At 38.0% G+C, this 16,486-nt stretch carries 17 protein-coding genes and 1 tRNA gene; 3 read left to right on the forward strand and 15 right to left on the reverse strand.

Annotated features, from left to right (window positions below; genetic code table 11):
• Positions 1–10 precede the first annotated feature (10 nt).
• The 4 genes from ACSKY2_RS04965 to ACSKY2_RS04980 all read right to left on the reverse strand — a co-directional run bounded on the left by ACSKY2_RS04965 (position 11) and on the right by ACSKY2_RS04980 (position 2,417).
• Positions 11–949 (reverse strand): L-lactate dehydrogenase, encoded by a 939-nt coding sequence (locus ACSKY2_RS04965; protein WP_489840838.1) that lies wholly within the window; start codon positions 947–949, stop codon positions 11–13.
• A gap of 285 nt (positions 950–1,234) precedes the next feature.
• Positions 1,235–1,306: transfer RNA gene (locus ACSKY2_RS04970), tRNA-Gln, on the reverse strand.
• 115 nt (positions 1,307–1,421) lie between these two features.
• On the reverse strand, positions 1,422–1,850 hold the full coding sequence (locus ACSKY2_RS04975; RefSeq protein ID WP_489876990.1) for a MarR family winged helix-turn-helix transcriptional regulator: 429 nt from the start codon (positions 1,848–1,850) through the stop codon (positions 1,422–1,424).
• A 129-nt stretch (positions 1,851–1,979) separates the two neighbouring features.
• Entirely contained in the window at positions 1,980–2,417 is a 438-nt protein-coding gene (locus tag ACSKY2_RS04980; protein WP_489840836.1) for a universal stress protein, read from the reverse strand.
• Between the two features lie 369 nt (positions 2,418–2,786).
• On the opposite strand from ACSKY2_RS04980, the gene rpmF reads away from it, so the two are divergent.
• On the forward strand, positions 2,787–2,960 hold the full coding sequence (gene rpmF / locus ACSKY2_RS04985; protein ID WP_002827844.1) for a 50S ribosomal protein L32: 174 nt from the start codon (positions 2,787–2,789) through the stop codon (positions 2,958–2,960).
• Between the two features lie 338 nt (positions 2,961–3,298).
• Here the strand turns inward: rpmF and ACSKY2_RS04990 are convergent, their stop codons facing one another.
• The 8 genes from ACSKY2_RS04990 to uvrA all read right to left on the reverse strand — a co-directional run bounded on the left by ACSKY2_RS04990 (position 3,299) and on the right by uvrA (position 12,634).
• Complete coding sequence (locus ACSKY2_RS04990) at positions 3,299–4,447, reverse strand: PTS sugar transporter subunit IIC (RefSeq protein ID WP_489876991.1); 1,149 nt, start codon at positions 4,445–4,447, stop codon at positions 3,299–3,301.
• A gap of 91 nt (positions 4,448–4,538) precedes the next feature.
• Positions 4,539–5,534, reverse strand: coding sequence for a D-2-hydroxyacid dehydrogenase (locus tag ACSKY2_RS04995; RefSeq protein WP_489840834.1), 996 nt, complete (start codon positions 5,532–5,534; stop codon positions 4,539–4,541).
• 369 nt (positions 5,535–5,903) lie between these two features.
• Positions 5,904–6,497: an ATP-dependent Clp protease proteolytic subunit gene (locus ACSKY2_RS05000; RefSeq protein WP_489876992.1), complete on the reverse strand. Its 594-nt coding sequence runs from the start codon at positions 6,495–6,497 to the stop codon at positions 5,904–5,906.
• A gap of 87 nt (positions 6,498–6,584) precedes the next feature.
• A complete protein-coding gene (gene whiA, locus ACSKY2_RS05005) occupies positions 6,585–7,547 on the reverse strand; it encodes a DNA-binding protein WhiA (protein ID WP_489840832.1) in 963 nt (320 codons plus the stop codon).
• A gap of 20 nt (positions 7,548–7,567) precedes the next feature.
• Entirely contained in the window at positions 7,568–8,569 is a 1,002-nt protein-coding gene (locus tag ACSKY2_RS05010) for a gluconeogenesis factor YvcK family protein (RefSeq protein WP_489840831.1), read from the reverse strand.
• Positions 8,566–9,459, reverse strand: coding sequence for an RNase adapter RapZ (gene rapZ, locus ACSKY2_RS05015; RefSeq protein WP_489876993.1), 894 nt, complete (start codon positions 9,457–9,459; stop codon positions 8,566–8,568). The genes ACSKY2_RS05010 and rapZ overlap by 4 nt, the downstream gene beginning before the upstream one ends.
• A 127-nt stretch (positions 9,460–9,586) precedes the next feature.
• Positions 9,587–9,706, reverse strand: a complete 120-nt coding sequence (locus tag ACSKY2_RS05020; protein WP_002827852.1) for a putative metal homeostasis protein — start codon at positions 9,704–9,706, stop codon at positions 9,587–9,589.
• Positions 9,707–9,781: 75 nt separating this feature from the next.
• Positions 9,782–12,634 carry an excinuclease ABC subunit UvrA gene (gene uvrA, locus ACSKY2_RS05025; RefSeq protein ID WP_489876994.1) on the reverse strand — a complete coding sequence of 951 codons (2,853 nt, stop codon included), beginning with the start codon at positions 12,632–12,634 and terminating at the stop codon, positions 9,782–9,784.
• Between the two features lie 196 nt (positions 12,635–12,830).
• On the opposite strand from uvrA, the gene ACSKY2_RS05030 reads away from it, so the two are divergent.
• Positions 12,831–13,130, forward strand: coding sequence for a hypothetical protein (locus tag ACSKY2_RS05030; protein ID WP_489840828.1), 300 nt, complete (start codon positions 12,831–12,833; stop codon positions 13,128–13,130).
• A 67-nt stretch (positions 13,131–13,197) separates the two neighbouring features.
• Here the strand turns inward: ACSKY2_RS05030 and ACSKY2_RS05035 are convergent, their stop codons facing one another.
• Both ACSKY2_RS05035 and ACSKY2_RS05040 read right to left on the reverse strand, forming a co-directional pair.
• A complete protein-coding gene (locus ACSKY2_RS05035) occupies positions 13,198–14,376 on the reverse strand; it encodes an ATP-binding protein (protein ID WP_489876995.1) in 1,179 nt (392 codons plus the stop codon).
• Between the two features lie 23 nt (positions 14,377–14,399).
• On the reverse strand, positions 14,400–14,642 hold the full coding sequence (locus tag ACSKY2_RS05040; RefSeq protein WP_489876996.1) for a hypothetical protein: 243 nt from the start codon (positions 14,640–14,642) through the stop codon (positions 14,400–14,402).
• Positions 14,643–14,771: 129 nt separating this feature from the next.
• Here ACSKY2_RS05040 and ACSKY2_RS05045 point away from each other — a divergent pair, with 129 nt between their 5' ends.
• The gene (locus ACSKY2_RS05045) at positions 14,772–15,611 is read left to right on the forward strand and encodes an aldo/keto reductase (protein ID WP_489876997.1); all 840 of its coding nucleotides are present in this window, start codon (positions 14,772–14,774) and stop codon (positions 15,609–15,611) included.
• A 224-nt stretch (positions 15,612–15,835) separates the two neighbouring features.
• Here the strand turns inward: ACSKY2_RS05045 and ACSKY2_RS05050 are convergent, their stop codons facing one another.
• Positions 15,836–16,420, reverse strand: coding sequence for a uracil-DNA glycosylase family protein (locus tag ACSKY2_RS05050; protein WP_489876998.1), 585 nt, complete (start codon positions 16,418–16,420; stop codon positions 15,836–15,838).
• Between the last annotated feature and the right edge of the window lie 66 nt (positions 16,421–16,486).

A 16,486-nucleotide genomic window follows, 5' to 3' on the forward strand; every position in this document is an offset into this window, starting at 1 on the left:
TTTTCATTTATTATAAACTTTTATTCAAAATTTCTATCAACATTTTAGCAGATTTTTGCATTTTTGCTTGTTCATCATCTGATAATTGCACTTCAATCACTTGCTCGATACCATTTGCACCAATTACAGCTGGTGTCCCAATATACAAATCATTTAATCCGTATTGTCCATCCAACGGTGCACCCACTGGTAAAATGATTCGTTCATCACGGAAAATTGCTCGCGTGATACGTGCTAAGGATGCGCCGATGCCATAGAAGGTTGCACCTTTTCGCGCAATGATGTCATAAGCCTTATGTGCTGTATCAAATAAGATTTGTTCTAAATCTTCAGCTGTCATTCCTGCTTCAGTTGCCCATACCTTCAATGGACGACCACCAATGGTCGCTTCATCAAAGTTGGCAAATTCTGAATCGCCATGTTCACCCAGAATATATGCTGACACTGCTTCAGGAGCAACTTTAAATCGTCGTCCCAATGCCACTCGTAATCTCGCTGTATCTAGCGACGTCCCTGAGCCAAAGACACGTTCTTTTGAAAACCCCGACATTTTTTGTACAGCAGTCGTTAAAATATCAACTGGATTAGCAGCAACTAAGAAGATACCGTTAAACCCACTGGCAATAATTTCTGACACAATGACTTTCATAATTTTTAAATTCTTATCAACTAAATCCAGTCGTGTTTCACCTGGCTTCTGTGGCGCACCAGCCGTAATAACAACTAAGTCTGCATCATGAGCATCTGCATATGTCCCTGACCAGACCTGCTTATTAAATGTCCAAGCAGTTGTATCTTCCAGATCCATAGCATCTCCTGTCGTTCGATTCTGGTCAATATCAACAATTACTAACTCCTCAGCAATACCTTGTTGCATCAATGCAAAAGCATATGATGAACCAACAGCGCCATCGCCAACCAAAACAACCTTTTGATGGTGTTGTGTCATAATTCATTCCTCCAAAAAATAGACAATAATGGAAACCATTATTAAAGTGTCATAACCAAAGACACCGTCGCAACAACGCACATCAAAAAGGGCGGTCGTCGTACAAACGGTCGTCTCTATCTGGCTATTTATAATCTTCTCAAACTTGCTCCACTATCATAACGACTAACTTTGTTTTTTGCAACTCTAATGCCACCAATCTTTTTAACGATTTTGACAAATAATGATAAACAAAAAGCGTTAACCATTCTTAACGAATAACTAACACTTCCCGCATCTGTAAAACTGGGCATACTGGATTCGAACCAGTGCATGATGGCACCAGAAACCATTGCCTTACCACTTGGCTAATGCCCAAAAACAACTATTAAATCATACAACATACTAACCACAAATTCAAGCCTAATCAAACAAAAAAGATATTCACGATATACAATTCAAACCAAAAAGTTAGCTTGTCAATTTACTTTTCCTATATATTGGTTGGTATATTTTCACCAAATCGCTCCATGAAAGTTAATATTTTTTTGGCCCTTTCATCACCTACTTCTAAAATCCAATTTTCAAAACGCATTTCAATTTGTTTACTCAAAGCTTGTTCAACTTTGTAACCATGTATCGTTAAATGTAATAACATGCGACGACGATCGGTAATATCTGCTTCTTGCCAAATATATTTTTTCCGTAGAAGCATACGAATCTGCCTTGATATAGCAGCACGCGTCACTTGACGCCGTGCAACAATATCAGTCAAAGTTAGCCCATCATGTTGCGCCACACTACGCATAATTAAATATTGCTCAAAAGACAGATCATAAACCGCCGCCGGTTCCGCAACCGTGTCATTTAAATATTTTAACGTTGCTAAGTAAGCATTAATATATTGTGCCACAAGTGTCATCTTTTTTCTCCAAAATCATTTTGTTTGTCACAGAAATAATTTTAACGAATGATTTTCACCGTGTCAGACTAATTTTTTTGAAAAAAAAGATTAGCCCGCGAATGGCTAATCTCTAAGAATCGTTTCTTATTAACGAACAATCATGACTGTGACAGGTGCGTTGTTTGCAACGTAACTTGACTGTGATCCAAAATATTTTTCTGTTCCTTGTTGTGAATGTGAACCAATCACGACCATATCTGGCTGTACAGCAGGAATAACATCTTTAACGATGACCTCACCGGGCTTTCCTTCTGCAATACGCGTATCGACATCTGTGACACCATTTTCTAAAGCCATTTCACGATATCGCTTTAATGCACGTTGAACATCATCTTCTGCAGCTGTTGTACTCTCTTTTGAAAAGAAATCAAAAACATTTAACTGTCCCTTTTCAAAAATTGAAATAATGGTTAATTTCGCATTATCTTCACGTGCCTGGTGAATGCCATTAACTAAAGCCATTTGACCTAAATTTGAATCATCAACAGCGACAAGAATGTGTTTGAATTGTTTACCAATTGCCATCTATACTCTCCTATCATACTATTACTGGTTATACTAACTAGTAAGCAAAATAGCCTACCGTTGCCCCTTTTGCCAATAACCCCCAAATATTCTAAGCTATCAAAACAATCAATTTGTAAGTATTAAATGACTATAATACTTTATTAGCAAATAAATAACTAACAAACATGTTAATTTGGGTATATCTCATTATCTAGCTACCCCAATAAAATGTAAAGTTACAAACGCTTTTACTTTTCTAATTCACACTCACATCAAGGGGTAGCACTTGACAAACGCTGTAAAATAATGTAATTTAGAACAGTTGAAAAAAATAGATTATTAAGCACTGCCTTCTTTCTACACGGCGGTGTAAGGGAGGATATAACTATGGCAGTTCCTGCACGTAAAGTTTCAAAGCACGCAAAGCGCACTCGTCGCGGCGGTCAAGGCGGATTAAAGACGCCAGCCATTCACATGAACGAAAATGGTGTTTACGTACGTAACCACCACGTTGCTGCAGATGGCACTTACAATGGTAAGCAAGTTGTTTCACCTAAGTAAGCTCATTTATTAATCTATTTAGCTATAGATAAAAATAAACGATTATTAAAACAGCGGATGATTAAAATCATCCGCTGTTTTTTTAGTTAGCGACAAGTTACAAGTTATAAGCCCCTAAACAATTGCTTGTCGGTCAGGAATTTTGAGCATTCTTCATTAAAGTATTTTCCTATTCATACAAAAGGGGGCTGAGACATAAGTCGTTATGATCAGCTGAAAAAGGCGCTAATCTACCAATCAAAATTGATAGATTAGCGCCTTTAAACGTGTTCCAAAAGACTGAAGCCTTACTGTAACAATCGGCTTCAAACCGTCTTTTGTCACACGCTCTTTTAATATTAAATATCTTGTTCAAAGTCTGTTGGCTTATAAAGCTTAAGAATCTTTGTAAATAGCCAATCAACTAAGAATCCGGCAATAATTGGAACAACTACCCAAATGATAACAGCTGCCATCACACCAATTGTATTCGTTTGGAAAGCCTTATCGGCAGCATCACGAACAACTGACTGAATAGGTGAAACAAAGCCAATCCAACCAAATCCAGCTGATGTCGGTGTTCCTTGTACGTTCATGAAGCTAATTGGAATAGCTGAGATTCCAGCAGCAACCATAAATGAAATCAACGTTACCGGCTTCTTAAAGACTGAAGGCATCATACCCTTCATCGCACCCAAGAAGATAGCGATTGAAGTTCCAACTTTGTTAACCTTGATTGAGTTAACCAATAATACGACAGTCGTTGCAACAATACCAACACCTGCAGCGGCAGATCCTAATCCTGACAATGAGATTGCTAAAGCAATACCAACTGTCGAAACTGGCGTCACAATGATAACCGCAAAGGCCATGGCAATGATAATCGTCATTGGCAATGGTTGCAGATCAGTTGCCAATTGCACCATCTTACCAATCCAAGTTGTTACTTCACCAACGTAAGGTGCAATTTCCTTACCAATCAAACCAACACCACCACCGACAACGATAGGACTTAAGATAATTGCTAATGAACCAAAGCCCCATAAGTATTTAGCAATTAGCCAAATAACAAGGACCCCAATCGCTGCAACGATCATGGCGTTGATAACATCTCCAGCACCAGCTGCCATGTATATGGTACTAGGTGCAACTGTTTTTACACCAGTTACTGGATTCGCAAATCCAGCTGGCACTGAAGCCCACTTAATTGAACCACAGGCAACACCAACCGCAATTGCCATAACCCCAACATCCAAAGCCTTCATGTTAAATTGCATGGCAATTGCTAAACCAATTAACAAAGGAATAAATGATGAGAACAGTGTCAAGATAGCACTCAAATCAACTGCCCAACCCATTCCACTTTGCACGAATGGGCGAATAACATATTTTAAAACAGCTGATGGTAGAACACCAATCAAGATACCTTGAGCAGACCCAGACAACACTTTAAAGAAAAAATCTTTAAACTTTAGTTCATAAGAACCGTCAAAAACTGCGCTAGCCATAATATTAAATTACCTTTCTAATTTAATGTGATGTAATCACATACCTACTCCGCAATAATGAAATCCCACAATCATTATTACAATAAACTGATTAATACTTCACCTCATTAGGTGTCTCTTCACCCTTGATAAAAGCTAGTGAAGCATTCATTGATTGTGTAACCATTTCATATACAGCCTTAGTTGTATAGAATGCTGTGTGAGGCGTTACCAAAACATTCTCACGTGTAATCAAATCTGCAATTTTTGCATCAGGGAACTCTTCGTGTGACCAGTCCTTATTAAACAAGCCTACTTCGTTCTCATATACGTCCATTGCAAGACCAAAAATCTTACCAGAATCCAAGCCATCAATGATTGCATCAATATCCATCAAATCACCACGAGAAACGTTAATCAATACAACATCATCCTTCATTTTAGCGATTGATTCTGCGTTAATCATGTGGTAATTTTCTGGCAAACTTGGAACGTGAAGTGAGATCACATCAGCTTGTGCATACAATTCATCTAATGTATCAACATAAACACCTTCTGCTTCAAGTTCAGCGTTGTGGTATACATCATAAGCAACAATCTTAGCACCAAAACCCTTCAAAATATTAATCAAAACACGTCCAATATGACCTGTTCCGATAATTCCAAATGTTTGCATGCGCATTTCACGACCAATTGTTGGTGCCCAACGCAAATCGTGATTAGCAATCTTGTTGTCTAATGCCTTTGACTGACGTAACACGCGAGCTCCTTGAATTGCAGCGTGCTCAGCAATTGCATTAGGTGAGTATACGGCAACGTTTGAAATTGAAAAGTCGTAGCGACGAGCTGTATCAAAGTCAATGTTATCTGTACCTACATTACGTAACGACATTTTGTTAATGCCCAATTCATGCAAAGCGGTCAACGTTTCAGGTGTGTATGATAGTTGTTGGTATACATCAACTGCATCTGCGCCTTCAGCTAACTTAGCAGTCTCTGGATTCAACAGCTTATCAGTAAAGTCTACTTCTACTTCTGGGTGGGTTGACTCCCACTCGCGTAGTGCGGCTTGCTCATCTTCTCGAATACCATATGCAAAAATTTTCATTATCCTATTTCCTCCAAAGCATGTCTTAACACTTTTAATTATAGATACATTTGTGAAATATTCAACGTATAATACACGTAGAACCAATATTCAACGTTTCAATATGGGACAAATCACTTTAATAATAGCAAAACTATTATCCATATTTTTGATTAAAAGCGCTTACACAATGTGCATAGGTTCACAATAGGAAAGTATTTATTTAACCATCAAAAATACTTTCCATATCTAATGGTATGCTCTAAATGGGCTATATGTCAACAAAGAAAGCGCTTTCTCAAACTTTGTGAAAAAAGGTGTCGTGACATGAATTTTAAATCATGTCACGACACCCATTGTCAATATTAAATTTTCAGCGAAAGTTAATTATTAACCCTTATCTTTCGCACTAGTCATAATCTTATCAACCAAACCATAAGCAAGTGATTCCTCAGCATCTAACCAGTGGTCGCGCTCGGTATCTTTTTCAACTTCTTCAAATGGCTTACCTGTATTATCTGCCAAAATTTGATTCAACTTCTTACGTGTCTTCAAAATTTCTTCCGCAGCAATTGCAATTTCAGTCTGTTGACCTTGCGCACCACCAGATGGTTGGTGAATCATAAATTGTGAATTAGGCAAAATGAATCGCTTACCCTTCGCACCTGAAGAGGCTAATACTGACGCCATTGACGCTGCCAAACCGATCGTAATTGTTTGGACATCAGCACTAATAAAATTCATTGTGTCATATATTGCCATACCTGCATTAACCTCTCCACCTGGAGAGTTAATGTACATGTAAATATCCTTATCTGGATCTTGGGCATCTAAGAATAGCAACTGGGCAATAATTGCCGTTGCCATTTGAGATTCAATTTCACCATTGACCATGATAATCCGGTCAATCAACAAACGTGAAAAAATATCATATGAGCGTTCACCATGTGATGATTGCTCAATAACATATGGAATTGGTGTCATTTATACTTTCCTCCTGATGTTCAAAGTCAAGAACATAATACCATTCTAACATTAAGTCAAGAATGGTCAAAATTTATTTTTTATAAACTATTTTTGCTGTAATTCTTTAGGTACTCGGCCGGTATCACGCATTTCATCAGCCATTTTTGTGAGTTTACGGAGCCTATGATTAACTCCTGATTTAGAAATCTCACCAGATGGTACATATTGACCAAGTGCGGATAACGGTTCTTCACGATGTGCCAACCGTACTTCAGCTATTTCACGTAACTTTTCTGGTAAACGGCCTAAGCCAATTTCTTCATCTAAGAATAATATATCATCAATTTGCTTTTGACTGGCATTCACTGTCTTATCCAAATTAGCATTTTCTGCATTGACTAAACGATTGACTGAATTACGCATATCCCGAATAATACGCACATCTTCCATGCGAAACATGGCATTAGTTGCCCCAATCACTTTCATCATATCGCCAATCTTTTCTGCTTCTTTTAGATAGACAATAAATCCTGAACGCCGTTCAACAACTTTGGCATTCAAATCAAAACGATTCATGAGACCAGCCAATTGAATCGCTTGTTCTTCATATAAAGAATATATTTCTAGATGATATCGACTAGTTTCTGGATTATTAACGGAACCTGCTGCTAAAAAGGCGCCTCGTAAATATGATCGTGCTTTACCTTCTGAAGCTAACCACTCATCAGGTACTGTCGGTAATAGTTCAAACCCTTCAAAAATATGCAAATCATCTAGCAATTCACTAACGCCCTGTGTGATCCTTACGACGTACAAATTATTCTTTTTTAATTTCATTTGACGACGCACTGAAATCTCGGAAGGTAATCGATAGAATTGTTGTAATAAGCCTAAGATACGCCGAGCAGTGGCCGCATTTTCTGTTTGCACATTCAATGTAAAATGTTGATTAGTTAAGCCTAATGACCCATTCATTCGTAGTAATGCTGATAGTTCCGCTTTCGCATTATCTGGATTACTAATCTCTAAGGTGGTTAATTCTTTTTTAACATCACTTGCAAATGACATTATTGCCACCTCCACTTCATTTATTTTGGTGATTGATGCGTTAATTGCATAATTAATTGGGCAACCGCATCCCCATCATGAAAAGCACCATCATCTCGCAATGCTAATAAATCACCTAGCAACGGCTCTGCACCTTGTGCTCGAACAGCTGCTGGATCAGAATGAACCTGGAATGAGATTTCATTCCACCGTTGCCAATCAATATAGTCATCTGGTACTTTACCAGTATTCATAATAACGGCATCAACGATTCGTTCCCCAACATGGTTATTGATTGCTCTAACATGATCAGCATCGGTGAAATTATCCGTCTCACCTTTTTGGGTCATGATATTAGCAATGTAAACAATTTTAGCTCGCGTTGCACGTAAAGCATCTGCGACATTTGGTACCATCAAATTTGGCAGAATGCTAGTAAACAAACTACCTGGTCCAAGTACAACGATGTCTGCTTCTAAAATAGCATTAACGACTTGCGTTGGTGCTTGTACTTGACGTTGTTCATCAGCTTGCGGCGTCACCCAAATATGATCAATTACTTTATGAGCCGCTGTAATTTCAGCTTCTCCAGCTAATGCCGTACCATCTGAAAAGACTGCATGCAACACTAACGGTTCATTTGCAACTGGATAGACGTGCCCCTGCACACGCATTAATTTCGTTAACACTTGCACACCATCAAAAATATCATGTTCTTTTTCGGCCATTGCAGCAATAATAAGATTGCCTAATGAATGATGTGCAAACATATCATCTTCTGGTTTAAAACGATATTGAAAAATATCAATGATACTTTCTGGTAAATTAGATAGCGTTGCAATGACATTTCTAATGTCACCAGGCGGTACCATTTGCAGATAGTCACGTAGCGTTCCCGATGAGCCCCCATCATCTGCAACAGTAATGATTGCTGTTAAATCACTTGGATATTTTTTTAAACCATCAAGCACGACCGGTTGACCAGAACCACCACCAATGACAACAATCTTTGGCATTCGTTTCACAGTATATTGATTAGTCATGATCGATTAGTGCTCTCCTTTCGACGGTCGATATCACGATGTCGTTCGTTAATAATCCAGTCTTGGCTTAAGTCTTCACTTAAACGATGGGCAAAAGCAACTGAACGATGTTGCCCACCAGTACATCCAAAGGCAATTGTTAACGTGCTTTTGCCTTCCGTTTTATACTTAGGCAATAACCAAACAATTTGTTCATATAGTCGTTTATAAAATGTTTGCGCATCATTAGATTGCCAAACATAATCCGCCACAAGCTTATCTAACCCCGTCTTTTGTCGCATTGTTTGTTGATAATAAGGATTAGGCAAAAAGCGAACGTCAAACATCAAATCCGCATCTAGCGGGACACCATATTTAAAACCAAAACTCATGATTTGGACAGAAAATGTGCCGGCTTGATCACTTTTAGAACCAAAATGTTCTTGAATATAATTACGTAATTGACGAGGTGCATAATCATCTGTATGAATAATTTCACTCGCTAAATCATAGATTTGTGCTAATTTTTCTCTTTCAAGCTGGATACCATATAGTGTGCCCCCCTCACCAGATAATGGATGTGAACGTCGTGTTTCTTTATAGCGTGCAACAAGTTCTTCATCTGAAGCATCAATATAAATAATTTTTAAATCATACTTATCATGACTATTCTTTCTTAATTGACGCACTTCATTATCTAAGTCTTCAAAAAAACTTTGTGATCGTAAGTCGATCATGACAGCCGCACGTTGAATATTATCTTCATCAGAAATCATTTGCCAAAACTTGGGCAACATTGCTGGGGGTAAATTCTGTACAGTAAAGTAACCTAAATCTTCAAAAGCTTGAATGGCAACCGTTTTTCCTGCACCGCTCATACCAGTGACAATCACTAATTCTTTTTTGCCCATCTGGTCATCCTCCTCCTAGTTTATCCTATCTATTGTATCATTTTTACGATATACTCGGGAGTCGCTCGTAACTGAAAATGCTCCATAATGTCAGACTAATTATCTAATCATTACGGAGCATTAAAAATTACTTTTTTGTTGTTTGGCGACTTGCTTCATGAAGCGCCTTCAACGCGCGCTTACGTGTCTTAATATTTGGGCTTTTCATCTTACGACGAGCTGATGCAACATCTAATTTTTCTGCCATGATTATCACTTCTCCATCTATCATTATAGCTTACAAATAATAAGTATAAGCGCTACAAAACAACATTGCAAGTTATTAAGATTTTTGATCAAGTGCACGTTGCCGGTCACGAGCCATAATTGGTGCTAAATATTGACCCGTATATGAATTTGGTGTTGCAGCAATCTTTTCTGGCGTACCCGTCACTAAGATGTTACCACCACCTTCACCACCTTCAGGACCCATATCAATCAACCAGTCAGCAGTTTTGATCACATCAAGATTGTGTTCAATAATCAGGACAGTATTACCACCATCAACCAAACGTTGCAATACCTCAAGTAGTCTGGCAATATCCGCTACGTGAAGTCCAGTTGTTGGTTCATCCAGTATATAGAAGGTCTTACCTGTTGATTTACGTTGTAGTTCAGATGCTAGCTTCATTCGTTGGGCTTCACCACCCGATAAAGTCGTTGCCGATTGCCCTAATTTCACATAACCCAGACCTACATCAACCATTGTTTGTAACTTACGGTGAATTTTAGGAATGGCCGCAAAAAAGTCTACTGCTTGCTCAGCCGTCAAGTTTAAGACGTCCGCAATCGTCAAACCACGATAGGTAACTTCAAGTGTTTCCGAATTATAACGGGTTCCCCCGCAAACTTCACACGTCACATAGACATCTGGTAAGAAATTCATTTCAATTTTGATGACCCCATCACCCTTGCAGGCTTCGCAACGACCACCCTTCGTATTAAATGAAAAACGTCCCTTTTTATAACCACGCATTTTGGCCTCATTTGTTTGTGCAAATAATGCTCGAATATCATCAAACACGCCTGTATAAGTCGCTGGATTTGATCGTGGCGTACGACCAATAGGACTCTGGTCAATATCCACAATTTTATCGATATTATCATACCCTTTTAATTGACGATATTTCCCAGGTTTTTCAGAGTTACGATTTAATTCCATTTTAAGAGCTCGCTTAAGGATGGTATTGACTAGCGTTGATTTACCTGAACCTGAAACTCCTGTTACCACTGTAAACTTTCCTAAAGGAAAATCAACATTAATATTTTTCAAATTATTTTCAGAAGCACCTGTCACCGTAATTTTTTTACCATTACCTGGACGTCTTTTATCTGGTACGGGAATAAATTGCTTACCAACCAAATATTGACCAGTCAATGACCGTGGATTTGCTTCAATCTCTGCTGGTGTTCCCACTGCGATAATTTCACCACCATGTTCACCAGCACCTGGACCAACATCAATAATATAATCAGCTGCTCGCATGGTATCTTCATCGTGCTCAACAACAATCAATGTATTGCCTAAATCACGCATCTGATGAAGAGACTGGATCAAACGATCATTATCCCGCTGATGCAATCCAATTGAAGGCTCATCAAGCACATACATCACACCCGATAAATTAGAACCAATTTGAGTTGCAAGACGAATACGTTGGGCTTCACCACCTGATAAAGTCCGAGCCGATCGTGAGAGCGTCAAGTAGTCTAAGCCAACGTTCTTTAAGAAACGTAACCGATCTTTGATTTCCTTAACAATTGGTGCTGCAACTTCTTGATCTTGTTGACCAAAAGACAATTCTTCAAAAAAGATCAATTCTTTATCAACAGATTTTTCAGATACTTGTCCAATATTTTGACCACCAATTTTAACGGATAAAGCCCCCTCATTTAAGCGGTAGCCATGACATGCTTTACAAGTTAATTCATCCATATAACTTCGCATTTGTTCACGCGTAAAATCTGAATTTGATTCACGATAACGACGATCAATATTATTCATAACGCCTTCAAATGGGACATCAACATCGCGAACACCCCCAAAATCATTTTCATAATGAAAATGGAATGTCTGATCACTAGAACCATATAATACTAATTTTTGTTGTTCATCAGTTAGTTTCTCAAAAGGTACATCCATTGGCACATTAAAAGCTTCAGCAAATTGGCGTAACATCTCTGGATAGTAAGATGATGAGATTGGATTCCAAGCATCGATGGCTCCTTCTGCTAGTGTTTTACTAGCATCTGGTACCACACGATCTATATCCACTTCTAACGTCATACCCAATCCACCACAAACTGGACAGGCTCCTAAAGGTGCATTAAAAGAAAACAATTGTGGTTCTAATTTACCAACTGCAAATTTCTTCAATGGACCAGTATAATGATCTGAATAGGTTAACTGTTCACCTCTGATAACATCTACCATGACCAAGCCTTCAGCTAAACGCATCGCTGATTCAAACGATTCAAATAACCGGGCGCGCGAACTATCTTTCAAAATAATACGATCAACAACAATTGCAATATCATGATACTTATTTTTATTTAAGTCAATATCATCAGTCACTTCATGCATTTCACCATCCACAATAAAACGTACAAAGCCTTCTTTTTGAATACGTTCAAAGGCCGTTGCGTGCGATCCACGTTTATGCCGAATAATTGGCGCCAAAATTTGCATACGACTGCCTTCAGGCAAACGCTCTGATAAATCATTTAGCATTTGATCAATTGACTTCATAACAATCGTGCCATCGGCAGCAGGATCAGGCTTACCAACTCGTGCAAATAGCAGACGATAGTAGTCATTGATTTCAGTTACTGTACCCACAGTTGATCGCGGATTTTTTGATGTTGTTTTTTGATCAATCGAAATGGCAGGACTTAACCCATCAATTGCATCAACATCTGGTTTATCCATTTGTCCTAAAAATTGACGTGCATAAGAAGATAAACTTTCAACATAACGTCTTTGCCCTTCAGCGTACAATGTATCAAAAGCTAATGAACTTTTCCCGGATCCAGACAAACCAGTCATCACAACAAATTTATCTCTTGGAATAGCAACATCGACGTTTTTCAAATTATGAGCGCGTGCGCCATGAATTTTTATCCAATCGTTGACCATAAAATGTCTCCTCTAATCTAAGTTGAACTAATTGTATTATACCCCTTTTGACAACCATTTTGTTAGCTATAACTTAATCAATCATCAAAACATTAATTTTAACAAAATGTTTCTAAGGAATTTCATGGAATTTTTCCCATGACCGCTAATTTCACGTATAATGGTTATATTATTAATTATTGGAGGTTGTCAGCTCATGAATCACAAGACTGCTAAAGCATGGTCTTTGCGCTGGATTGCTCAACATATTGCATCCTTTATTCTATTAATTGGTGCCGTGTTGGCTGCCGCAGCGGCACTAACAATGCTCGTTATTGCAGTTGAAGAGATTATTGCACTTATTTTTGCGCAACGATTAATTAATACCTACACCAATGTTTATGGTAACGCATGGACTACAATTGCTTGGCACTTTGTCATTGTTTTTTCACTCGTTACCTTTTGGTCGGCAATCGATACCTTCATTCCCGAACCTGAAAGCAAAGCTCATCACTAATTATTTTCAAAAATCCTGTTGGCCAATGTTAAACAACATTACCGAACAGGATTTTTATGATGTTTGCTTAAAAAAATTTTGGTGTATTTGTTTGATGATTCATTGCAGATACTAATAATACAACCAATGACTTTGGTGGCATAAACTGGTCACCTATTAATAGCGCATGACCAACGTGTTGACTGACAATCTGCTTTGTATAACTCTGTATCATTGGTAGTTGTGCTAATTCACTAGATGTACTCAATCGATGAATCAAGTAATTACCAAACTGACCAAGTAATGCCGCTGGTAAATCAAGCGGACTTTGTGTGGTCAACATTAAGAATAGGCCTGATTTACGTCCTTCACGAGTAATTCTAAAAATACCATTAGTGACTAATTCATCCGTCGTCAAATAACGATGGGCTTCATCAATCAATAAAGTGACTGGCACACTATGTTTGAGTTGTTGCTTCTCACGTAATAATGACGTCGTTAATAATGAAACAATAACTTTCCCTAAATCTAAATTATCTGCGAAAACAGAACAATCAATCACTAAAATTTTATGATTGCTTCGTTGACTGGCAAACAAACGCAATAAATACATGACATCCGTTTGCATACTGGTGGTTACAAGTTCATCTTCTGGTAAAGGCATATGAAATAAGCGTTGAAAACGTTGTTGACTAGTCAATCGTTTAATGCGTCGAATTAAGGGCAAACATTTAGCAAAATTAGTCTCGTCTATTTGTTGACCAATCAAATCAAAATCATCGACAGGTACCGCATATTCTTGGCGCAACTGTTCGGGCAATAACCCTAACTCAACTGGTTGCGGATAATGATATAACTTCTGACGATCTTGCTCAAAATCTTGCCATGATCGATTAACTTTATGATAAATACCGGGTTCATGCACAATATTCTTTTGTAACTTCAAACTATCCAAAGCATCTGCCATTTTTTCTTGCATATCAGCATCAGTAACACCAAATAACAAATTTAAATCATGACCTGTTAATTGTTCATAATCAATGTAGGCATTGTACCCCAACTTAGCAACTACTGCATTTGGTAAATGTGTATATTCACCAGTTGGATCAATAATCATTGTCGTTTGATTTTGCATCATTAGGCCATGTAGAATCGTCATTGCACTAGTTGATTTGCCACTACCAGTCGCCCCAACAATCAATAAATGTTGTTGCAATAACCGATTAGCTGAGACAGCTGTTTCACTTGATAATGGTATTGTTATCATATTTTCTCCTTATACAATTATCTTTAAAGCAAACGAATAACGTCCCATAAGACATTAACAAACCAAATGATTGCTATCGCCAAAAATAGCCATTGCAACCGTGAACGCTTCATAAATAATGCTGTTAAAAAAATTATCATTAATATTAAGTGGTACCAAATAATTTGAGGCGTAAATACATCGAATAATGAATATAGACCTAAAGCACCCATCATCAAGGCGAATAATCCCAAAACTAAATTACTGAAAGACATTCTTTTTTTCACTCTTTTTTCCTCCAAAAAGATCACTATCACTATGTTACCTTTACTTCATTGATAATGCGATAACAACTGCTTGCAAATTATGACTTTAAATGCGACAGTAGTCATAGATTACTAAGGAGGGGTTTATTTATGTCAATTCCAAACGTTACATTAAATGATGGTCATCAATTACCTATTTTAGGACTCGGAACCTATCAACTCAAAGGCGGTTCAGGCTTTCAACAAGTGTTAGCAGCCATTAAGAGTGGTTACCGTCTTATTGATTCAGCAACCAATTATGACAATGAAGGTATTGTGGGTAAAGCAATTCGCCATTCTGGTGTACCACGTTCAGAATTTTTTATTACTTCAAAGTTACCAGGTAAGTATCATGATTATGAAAGTGCCCGTGATGCCATTCAAGAGTCTTTGGCTCGAATGGGATTAGATTATTTTGATCTATTTATTATTCACTGGCCACTACCTAAGCGTGGTCTTTACGTTGAAGCATGGCAAGCTTTAGTAGATGCACAAAAACAAGGTCTCATTCGTTCAATTGGTGTGTCAAACTTTGAGCCAGAACACTTGGATCGGATTATTGAAGAGACTGGTGTGACACCTGCTGTTAATCAAATTGAAATTCACCCTTACTGGGTCCAAGAAGATAATATCTTAGAAAATCTTCGTCGTGGTATTAAAGTTGAAGCATGGAGTCCTCTTGGTCGTGGTAGTTCTGCATTGAAAGAACCAGTTGTGCAAAAAATTGCGGAGAAATATGGTAAATCAACTAGTCAAATTATCACTCGTTGGCACATTGACCGCGGTATTATTCCAGTACTGCGTTCTTCAAATCCAGCACATCAACGAGAAAATCTTGACATCTTTAATTTCGAATTAGAAAATAACGAAATTGCCGCTATCAATGATCTAAATCGTCCTGATGGTCGTATCGATGGTCAAGATCCCAATGAATACGAAGAATTTGATTAAAAAGAGAGCTGATAAACCATCGTTTTGACGTTTAAAATAAGGTGCAAATTTGGCATGCTGCCGTAGCACAGCGAAGGCGTGTGACATATTTGTGGCTTATTTTGGACGGACTGATTGGTTATCGCGTTTAAAGAGAGCTGATAAACCATCGCTTTGACGTCTAAAATAAATACATTAAAAAGCACAGATGTTCTTACATCTGTGTTTTCTTTCATATTATTTACTTATCCTTCATTCATTAGCTCACGTACTCTTGTTTGTAAAACTGGCACGATGTCTGCTTCAAACCATGGATTTTTACGTAGCCAAATATTATTTCGTGGTGAAGGATGCACAATTGGTAAATACTTTGGTCCAAAATCATGATAGCGTTTAATAACTGCTGTCATTGTTTCAGATTTTTTTATCGGTAAATAGAATCTTTGGGCATATGCGCCAACTAAAATGATTAATGATACTTTAGGCATAGTCGCTAACAAACGGGGATGCCATTTCTCAGCAAAGCCTTTTCGTGGTGGCAAATCCCCACTTTTACCCTTACCTGGAAAATAAAAATCTAATGGTAAATTACCAATTTTACCGCTACGATAAAATTCTTTTGCAGTTACACCTAGCCATTCGCGTAAACGGTCACCACTTTTATCATTGAATGGCACACCCGTTTGTTCGACTTTTAAACCTGGTGCTTGGCCAATGATTAGAAGTCGAACATCTGGACCAACTTGATAGACCGGTTCAATTCCTCGTTCAGTGTATTGTCTATTTTGTTCATCTGCCATGATTGCCTGTTTAATAGCCAAATCACTCATTTACATCACCTTCTTTTATTGTTGTACCTGAATCATCATACTATCCAGCACCATTTTATCACGATC

The sequence above is a fragment of the Weissella sp. ESL1156 genome (assembly GCF_058505625.1).